At 45.5% G+C, this 8,807-nt stretch carries 8 protein-coding genes; 3 read left to right on the top strand and 5 right to left on the bottom strand.

Going from position 1 to position 8,807, the window contains the following annotated elements; translation table 11 throughout:
• Window positions 1-150 precede the first annotated feature (150 nt).
• From PX636_RS04215 to PX636_RS04205, 3 genes are all read right to left on the bottom strand, one after another.
• Window positions 151-1,356 (bottom strand): argininosuccinate synthase, encoded by a 1,206-nt coding sequence (locus tag PX636_RS04215; protein WP_288033548.1) that lies wholly within the window; start codon window positions 1,354-1,356, stop codon window positions 151-153.
• Between the two features lie 162 nt (window positions 1,357-1,518).
• A complete protein-coding gene (locus PX636_RS04210; RefSeq protein WP_288116308.1) occupies window positions 1,519-3,510 on the bottom strand; it encodes a DICT sensory domain-containing protein in 1,992 nt (663 codons plus the stop codon).
• A 383-nt stretch (window positions 3,511-3,893) separates the two neighbouring features.
• Entirely contained in the window at window positions 3,894-4,028 is a 135-nt protein-coding gene (locus tag PX636_RS04205) for a hypothetical protein (RefSeq protein ID WP_002736350.1), read from the bottom strand.
• Window positions 4,029-4,110: 82 nt separating this feature from the next.
• On the opposite strand from PX636_RS04205, the gene PX636_RS04200 reads away from it, so the two are divergent.
• Complete coding sequence (locus PX636_RS04200; protein WP_288116307.1) at window positions 4,111-5,049, top strand: SGNH/GDSL hydrolase family protein; 939 nt, start codon at window positions 4,111-4,113, stop codon at window positions 5,047-5,049.
• A 45-nt stretch (window positions 5,050-5,094) separates the two neighbouring features.
• On the opposite strand, the gene PX636_RS04195 is transcribed toward PX636_RS04200, so the two are convergent.
• Window positions 5,095-6,222 carry a 5-(carboxyamino)imidazole ribonucleotide synthase gene (locus tag PX636_RS04195; RefSeq protein ID WP_288116306.1) on the bottom strand — a complete coding sequence of 376 codons (1,128 nt, stop codon included), beginning with the start codon at window positions 6,220-6,222 and terminating at the stop codon, window positions 5,095-5,097.
• Window positions 6,219-6,728, bottom strand: coding sequence for a pentapeptide repeat-containing protein (locus PX636_RS04190; protein WP_041803611.1), 510 nt, complete (start codon window positions 6,726-6,728; stop codon window positions 6,219-6,221). Before PX636_RS04190 ends, PX636_RS04195 begins: the two co-directional genes overlap by 4 nt.
• A 184-nt stretch (window positions 6,729-6,912) precedes the next feature.
• Here PX636_RS04190 and PX636_RS04185 point away from each other — a divergent pair, with 184 nt between their 5' ends.
• Window positions 6,913-7,302 carry a SpoIIAA family protein gene (locus tag PX636_RS04185; RefSeq protein WP_288116305.1) on the top strand — a complete coding sequence of 130 codons (390 nt, stop codon included), beginning with the start codon at window positions 6,913-6,915 and terminating at the stop codon, window positions 7,300-7,302.
• A gap of 61 nt (window positions 7,303-7,363) precedes the next feature.
• On the top strand, window positions 7,364-8,807 hold a 1,444-nt coding region (locus tag PX636_RS04180; protein ID WP_288116304.1), incomplete at its 3' end, for a methyltransferase domain-containing protein.

The raw sequence follows: 8,807 nt of genomic DNA, 5'->3' as shown, positions 1-8,807 counted from the left end.
GTGCTGATCCCCCCTTATTAAGGTAGGGTTAATTCATGAATTAACCCTACCTTGGGGGGTGCTGATCCCCCCTTCCCCCCTTGATAAGGGGGGTGTTGATCGCTGGGGGGATCTGAATTAAAACCCACTTACTTAGGGGAGAATTGTTGATTACTTCCCTCTAGTTTTTTCAGCCCAAACTTTGCTGGGTAATCCCCAAACATAGATGAAACCTTCAGCAGCTTTATGATCAAATTGATCCTCGGCTCCGTAGGTAGCTAAATCGGGAGAATAGATAGAATTGACTGACTGACGACCGACCACTTTAGCGTTACCTTTAAACAGTTTGACTCGCACCGATCCCGTTACCTGTTCTTGGGTTTTGAGGATAAAAGCATCGATCGCTTCCTTTAAGGGACTGTACCACAATCCTTTATAAATTAACTGTCCGTAGGTCTCTTCAATTCCCCGTTTATATTGGGTAACATCTCCAGTTAAAGTCAAACTTTCTAAGTCCCGGTGAGCATCAATTAAAACTAATAAAGCCGGGGCCTCATAAATTTCTCGCGATTTAATTCCCACTACCCGGTTTTCGATCATATCTAACCGACCAACACCATGTTTACCCACTAGGTCATTTAATTGACTAATGAGCGTGACGGGAGCGAGATTTTCTCCGTTTAAACTGACGGGAATTCCCTGATTAAAACCAATATCGACGTATTCCGGCTCGTTGGGAGTATCGGCGATCGCTTTGGTCATTAAATAGATTTCTTCCGGGGGTTCCGTCATCGGATCTTCCAAAGGACCTGCTTCAATACTGCGCCCCAACAGGTTACGATCGATACTAAAGGGTGAGGATTTTTTCACGGGAGACTCAATCCCGAATTTTTCCCCGTAGGCGATGGTTTCTTCCCGGCTCATGCCCCATTCCCTGGCGGGAGCGAGAACTTTTAAGCTAGGATTGAGGGCCATAATGCCCACATCAAAACGCACCTGATCGTTACCTTTGCCGGTGCAGCCGTGAGAGACGGCATCGGCCCCGTATTTCTCGGCGGCCTCTACTAATAATTTAGCGATTAAAGGACGAGCCAGGGCGGTAGAAAGGGGATAACGATTTTCGTACAGGGCATTAGCTTGAATTGAGGGAAAAGCGTATTCTTTGACGAATTCTTCCTGGGCATTGACGACTAAGGATTCGATCGCTCCGCAGCGCAGAGCCTTTTCTTGAATTGGTCCCAATTCGTCTCCCTGTCCTAAATCGGCGGCTAGGGTAATCACTTCTTCTACTCCCCATTCCTGTTTGAGATAGGGAATACAGACGGAAGTATCGACTCCTCCGGAATAAGCTAAAACCACTCTCTTGGCGCGTCCCATAATTTTTTCACCTAAAAACGACTAATTGATTACTCTTTTAAGTTTATTATATATCCTGGGGATTTGATGCTTCTTTTTTAATGCTTTTTTGTTTAGTTTTTGATGAAGAAAAGGAATAGGAAGTCACGAGCAAAGAGCCAAAACTAAACGGGCAACCAGCCGCTATTTACGTTTACTAGCAGGACGACGGGAGGATTTTTTCGGAGCGGTATTTTTGGGATTATCGTTAGTTTTATCTTTAAATATTGGAATAGTAAAATGAAACTGACTGCCGTTATTTTTGCCCCTCGATTCTGCCCAAATTTCGCCGCCCCAACCATTGACGATCTGACGACAGATAGCCAGTCCTAAACCGGTTCCCCCGGCACTGCGTTGCAGGGCTCCTTCCTCTTGGTAAAAGCGATCAAAAACCTGTTCTAAACGATTGGGTTCGATCCCGCGTCCAGTGTCAGAAATGGTTACTTCTAGAGTTTTTGGCTTTCCCGAAGCGACTTCGATCGAGACATTTCCCTCCCGTCCAGTAAACTTACAGGCATTATCGAGAAGTTTGGAGAGTAATTCCACTAACCACTCGCCATCGGCTAAAACAAAGGGCAGATTAGGGGGGACAAGATTGCTAATTTTTGGGTTTTCGTTGTCGAGATTGCGGGCGTGAACATGACTGATGGCTAATTCCACACATTCCGATAAAGATAAAGCTTCAGGATTCCAATTAACCCGGCCACTTTCTAACCTGGAAAGAGTTAAAAAATCTTGGATTAATTTACGCATTCGTTCCGCATCTTTCAGGGCAGTATCAAGCATAATTTGGCGTATTTCCGCCGGCATATCCGGTTCCGAGGCCAAACTTTCTAGACAGACTTGAATGGTGGACAGGGGGGTGCGTAATTCGTGGCCGGTAATGGCGACTAAATTAGAACGAGTGCGATCGAGGGCGGCTAATTGTTCATTTAAATCCTGTAAATTAGCGTAGGCTTCTGCTTGAATGAGGGCGACTCCGATTTGAGTGGCCACCGCGTCCACCAGGGCGACATCCTCGCTTTTCCAAGTGGTGGTATAGGGTCCACAGTGATGCAGTTCCAACATTCCCAAGAGACGACTTTGGTAAAAAATCGGTACTAATAACCAGGAATAGATGGAACATTCCCGCACCAGATTTTGAATGGAATCGCCGGGGAGACGGGGATCGTGAATAGCGTCTTCAATTTTCAGGGATTCTCTCAATTCCAGCGCTTCCTGAAAAAGAGGATTATTTTTCAGAGGCCATTTTTGTCCTTTGATGGAACTAATGCCGGAGTTTAAAAATTCGTGTTCGATGGTGGCGTTAATGTCGGCTTCCTTACAACGATAGACCACGCAGCGACAGACCCCCAATCCCTCCCCCAATTTCCGCACTGCCACCTGGAGGATATCTTCCGGATCGAGGGAACGACGGATCGCCGCTGTCACCGAGTTGATCAGTCTTTCCTTGTGTTCTTTCGATGCCAAGGAACGATTGGCTTTCAGCAGTTTATACTGTCCCGCTTGCAAATAAGTGACCAATCGCTGGACAAAGGGATTTGGTTCCTCTTGATGATCCCTGTCCTTCAGTTCACAGATCAGGTATTCTTCTTGGGCGCGCCTAATTTTCTCCGCTAGTTCGGGACGATAATCGAGAATATGATTTAAAAGAATTTGCGCGGCCTGTTGACTCACATGGCGATCACTCGTCCAAATCCCCTCAAAACGGCGATTATTATCCATAGCTGCCCCATTTTCCCCCTCTGCTGTCAGATGGGTTCGTTCCCGACAGATTAAACAACTAGCATAATGGCCACCGATAACCACTAGATGCCATTCTTGGGCTAAACTGTCCTCCGGTTGAAAAGCGATCGTCTCGTAAATGTCGGAACTATGCTTAAAATCGGTTTCTGGGGCCGACAAAACATAAACTTGCCCGCTTTTGTGGGCAATGCGTCGATAGCGATGGGCCTCTTGACGATAAAAGCGCTCACGCTGAAAACTGGCAATCACTAACGGTTGATCGTCTTCCGCTAAAACCTGATCCTCCATGGCGTGGGATAGCGCGGTCAGGGATGCTTTGAAGTACATCTGCGATCGCCATTGGGGGAGTAACTGCAACAGTTCTGTTAAAACAGAAGTTGATCTGCTCATCGATGATCTGTCTCGAGTCGGGTGTGACTAGCAAGCGCAATAGAGGGAACTGGCAATTTCTACCTCGACCCTATCCTACACGCTCAAGGGGACAAGAGGTGAGATTGTGACGGCAAGAAATTTAAACCGAGTGATGCCAAAAGTGAGCGAAATTATTCTAGCTAACTAGATGTTGCTGAATAAATCTAAACCTTGTTGGGTAAGACTTTTAGACTTTTGGGAAACCAAAAAGTACCCGCCATTGGAGGGATCGGGGGGAAATTTTAGGGACTTTTTCCCTGAAAATTAGGTAATTTATCAGATGAAAAGGGGTAAAACCCTACACCCTACACCCTACACCCTACACCCTGCCCCCACGAGAAACTTTTTGCCGCAAACCCTAACTAGATGTAGGCGACTTTCATTGCCCAAAGGATCAGAGCAATAATACTACCGATAACGATAATGGACGATATCGCCACTACTGCCGGTTTATCGGCCCCCTCGAATTTCATGATGCCACGATTTAAGTCTGACATTGCCCTTAACTCCTTTTCATGAGATGGATGTAGAAAGTATGAGACACTTTAGGATCATAAATTAGCGAACTCTCATCTATCCGTGTTATTAGAAATTGGTATCATTCGGCTGTCTTTAATCATTCTAGGCGTTCTTTTCGCCCTTGCCCTTTTCCTTGAGGCTATTTTAAGAATTGTCTTCGGGTTCGGTAATCCGCTTATTTACGAAGCTGATGCCGAAATTGGCTATCTTTTGGCTCCTAATCAACAAATACGCCGGTTTTCTAATCTTATCGCCGTTAATCAGTATTCGATGCGGAGCGAGCCGATTACAACCCAACGGCCCCCGGAGACGACGAGAATCATGTTAATCGGTGATTCGATCGCTAATGGCTCCTGGTGGACAGATCAAAAAGAGACCATTGCTGCTTTAATCGCCAAAAATTTAGGCCAGAATCTGACGGGTTCGGTGGAAGTTCTCAATGCTTCGGCCAATTCTTGGGGACCGCGCAATCAATCGGCCTATCTGCGACGTTTCGGCACCTTTGAATCCCAGGTGATTGTGTTATTAATGAACACCGATGATCTGTTCGCTTTAGCTCCTAGTTCGGCGGTGGTGGGACGAGAAATTAATTATCCCGCTCGCCGGCCGGCTTTAGCTTTAATCGAGTTGTACGATCGATATTTTAAGCGTTATCCTCCCTTGCCACCGGTGCAAGAAGGAGGCGATCGAGTGGGCAATAATTTAACCGCTCTTGCCCAAATTCAAGCCCTTGCTCAGGCTAATCAAGCCCGTTTAATTATCGCTATTACCCCCCTCATTCGCGAAGCTCAAAAACAGGGGCGAGATTATGAATTAAAAGCCCGTCAAAGACTAGCGGATTTCACCAGCAACCAGCAGATTTTTTATCTAGATTTTCTGCCCATTTTTCAAGCCCATCCCAATCCCGATTCCCTCTATATCGATAATATTCATCTCAGTGGAGACGGTAACGAGTTAATTAGTCAAAAACTGACCGAGGCAATCAAAAATGTCTTTTAATTAGGGTTCACTGATTACTGTTTACTGAAAATACACCCCACTTCCCTAACAACCATACCAAAGCTTTTCTATCTGTTTTGCTAGGGCCAATAACTCAGAGCGATCGCTTGTATCCCTTAAGAGGGTGACATGGCCTAATTTTCGACCGGGACGGGACTTTTTACCATACCAAAAAACCTGAGCGTCTGGAATTGCCGCTAAAATTGCTCTTTTTTCCCCATAATCGCCGTCACTATCCTCAAAACCCAATAAATTAACCATGACTGCCCCGGCAGATTTTAAATCCGTGGCTCCGAGGGGCAAATTAGCCACTGCTTGCAGTTGTAGGGCAAATTGGGAGGTAAGACAGGCAGAGAGGCTGTAATGACCCGAATTATGGGTACGGGGAGCGATTTCATTAATCAATACCTCTCCCTGCGGAGTGACAAATAATTCCATCCCGAAAACACCCACCGCCGACAAACTACTTAACAGATGATGGGCGATAGATTCGGTTTGAGCGTGTAAAGATTGGTTAAGAGCGGCGGGAGCAATCACCCAGTGACAGACTTGCTCCTCTTGATAGGTTTCCACCACGGGATAGGTGACGATTTCCCCGGTTAATCCCCTAGCGGCAACGATGGCTAATTCTCGCTCGTAGGGAATATAAGCTTCTAACATCAAGTCAAGACGCTCTAATTGCGGCTTTTTGGCGTTTAATTCTTCAGGAGTGCGGATAATAAAGGTTCCTTGACCATCATAACCCTGTCGTCGCGCTTTCAGCACTAGCGGAAAAGGATAATTTTCTAATTGGGATAAATTATCTATCGCCCAAAAATCAGGCACAGGCAACCCTAGGGAGCGTAAATAACATCTTTGCTCGTATTTATCCAATAGGGGGCGCAGATTTGCCAAACTAGGATAGAATTTCACTCCTGTGGCCGCTAATTCTTCTAGGGCATCTAAATTAACAAACTCATTTTCAAAAGTGATCAGATCACAATGTTGAGCTAGTTTTTTTGTGCCTTCCACGTCAGCTATTTCTGCGAAGACAACCCCGTCAGCTAAAGCAACGGCGGGATCGTCGGGGTGTGGTGTTTGTACAATTAGAGAAATGCCTAATTTCTTGGCTTCCTGTGCCATCATCCAAGCTAATTGTCCACCACCAATAACACCAACCCTTGTTTGCCTCATTGATCACATCCTAAAGATTCCGGGGTAGAGATGCCGGTTTTTGAGTTGACACCCTCGGCTCTTTCACAGAGATTTTTGATTTGTTGAGCGTCAAGCACGGCAAAACTAAAATCAGCACCGTTGATATTGACTCCCTCAAAAATGGTACGCAGCATAATTGCTTCAGCAAAAATGGCATCGCTTAAATCGGAATTTTTAAAGGTACTCAGATAGGCTAACCCATTGGTTAAGTCCGCTCCATGAAAATTGCCTTCGATGATAGAGGCTCCGTTAAACACTGCTCCGCGCAAATCGGCAGAGCTAAAGTTAGAATCTTGCAGATTAACGTTAGTAAATTGGGCAGATTGCAAATTTTGTCCCGAAAAATCCTTTCCTGTCAGATTCTGGTTTTCATAACTGGCATTGGCTCCTGTGACAGCAGCAGAACTGGCAGCTAAGGCATTGACAGGAGATAGGATAAATAGTAAGGCAAAAAAAGCGATCGCTAATCGAAAGATAGTCTTCATTGGCGGAAAATTCCATCGGTGGGCATTCTTGATTTTATAGCAGTAAGCCATCAGCCGTCAGCTTTCCGCCAGCCGCCAGAAATTGCTGGCACACAAACCCTTATAGCCCGTCTAGTGATCCAGGTGAAACCGTCTATTCGTGATAGCATAGAGTTAGACTTCCACCATTTGGGAGAGGCAAACTATGATAGATTATAATTTGGATGCCGCCCATAGCATTCTCTATATGCAACCTACATCTGCACTGGCGGCGGAAGATTTTATCAAGATTGCGGAGGCAGTGGACCCCCACATTGAAGCCACTGGTGGTCTTGCTGGCGTAATCATCGAAGTCCCTAAGTTCACCGGTTGGGAAAGTTTTGGTGCCTTGGTTGCTCATTTCCGGCTGATACGCGACCATCACAAGTCCGTCAGTAAGGTTGCCGTGGTGACTGATTCCACTCTGGTTAAACTGATTGAAAGTCTGGCTTCCCACTTTGTCGCCGCTGAAGTCAGGCAGTTCCCTTGGGGGGAAACTGAGGTAGCGACCCAATGGATCTTGGGCGACTCTACATTACCCCTAGTGGTTTCCTGACTTTTCAAACATTCTCTAAGTCCCTGTTTTGTTGTTTTGATAAACTGAGTTGAAGAGAGAAATGCCGATCACTTCCCTTACCAATCTGGACTACTATGACCGGGTGAATCCTGACCTATTGCGCTTATTACCGCCGGATGCCTCAGTGATTGTGGAAGTGGGTTGCGGCACGGGCGCATTGGGGCAATATTATAAGAAAATTAATCCAAATGCTAATTATATTGGCATAGAACTGAATGCCCAAGCGGCCGAAATTGCGAAAACTCGGTTGGATCAAGTCATTGTCGGCAATGTCGAAGCATTGGATTTAGGGACTATCATTCTGCCCAATAGCGTAGATTGTTTGATTTATGGTGACGTTTTAGAACATTTACAAGACCCCTGGCGAGTATTAAATCAGCAAATTACTTGGCTTCAACCCGCCGGCCAAGTCCTAGCCTGTATTCCCAATATTCAACATTGGAGTATTCTAATTAATCTGTTAAGAGGAGTCTGGGAATATGAAGATGAAGGGTTATTAGACCGCACTCATTTGCGTTTTTTTACGTTATTGAGTATTAAAAAATGGTTTGCTGAAGCAGGATTACAAATTTATGAGATTCAGACACGAGGACAGAAAAATGAGAATTTTCAAACTGCTCAAAAACTATTGGCTCCCACCCTTCAATCCCTGGGCATTAATGCCGAACAATTTGCAATTCAAACAGGAGCCGTTCAATATGTAGTCAGAGCCTTAAAATCTACCCAACCACCTCGCCCTTTACTGATTCAAACGATGATTATGGCTCCCCTCGCCTGCGATCGCGTCCGGGTCTTAGAACCGGATCAGTTCAGTGCCACCATTCCTGGTGTAAGAACCGTTTCCAGTGTTAAATCGGCGGATTTGGGCATTGCCCGGCCGGAGGAGGAAAAAATCTTTATTTGGCAACGGGGATCTTTACAACTGGATGAACTTGCCAAAATTCAGGCCCTTTTAGCCAAAGATTATTTAATTATTGCCGAAATGGATGATGATCCCCATCGTTGGCCAGAACATGAACAAAATCAATTTTTAACCTATCGGGCTTGTCATGGTATTCAAACCACCACAGAGCCGTTAGCCGAATTTTTTCGCACCATTAATCCCAATGTGGCTGTTTTTCCCAATCAATTGGCCTATCTCCCCCCCCCAAGGGAATATCGCCAAAATAATACCGTTAAGCTCTTTTTTGGAGCCTTAAATCGTCAAGCAGACTGGCAAGCTATTTTACCCACCCTCAATCAAGTCTTAGCCGACTACGGAGAACAAATCGCTGCTCAGGTGATTCATGATCGAGAATTTTTTGAGGCATTAGCCATTACCAATAAAGTTTTTGAACCCTTTTGTGATTATGAGCGCTATCAAGCCCTATTAAGAACCTGTGATATTGCCTTGTTGCCCCTCAATCCGACAGCCTTTAATAGTATGAAATCTGATTTAAAGTTTATTGAATGTGCGGGTCATGGCGTGACCGTTTTAGCTAGTC

The organism is Microcystis sp. M53598_WE2, assembly GCF_030067735.1.
Taxonomy (GTDB): Bacteria; Cyanobacteriota; Cyanobacteriia; order Cyanobacteriales; family Microcystaceae; genus Microcystis; species Microcystis aeruginosa.
Note: the sequence above shows the minus strand (reverse complement) of the source record. Positions and strands in the feature narration are given on the sequence as shown.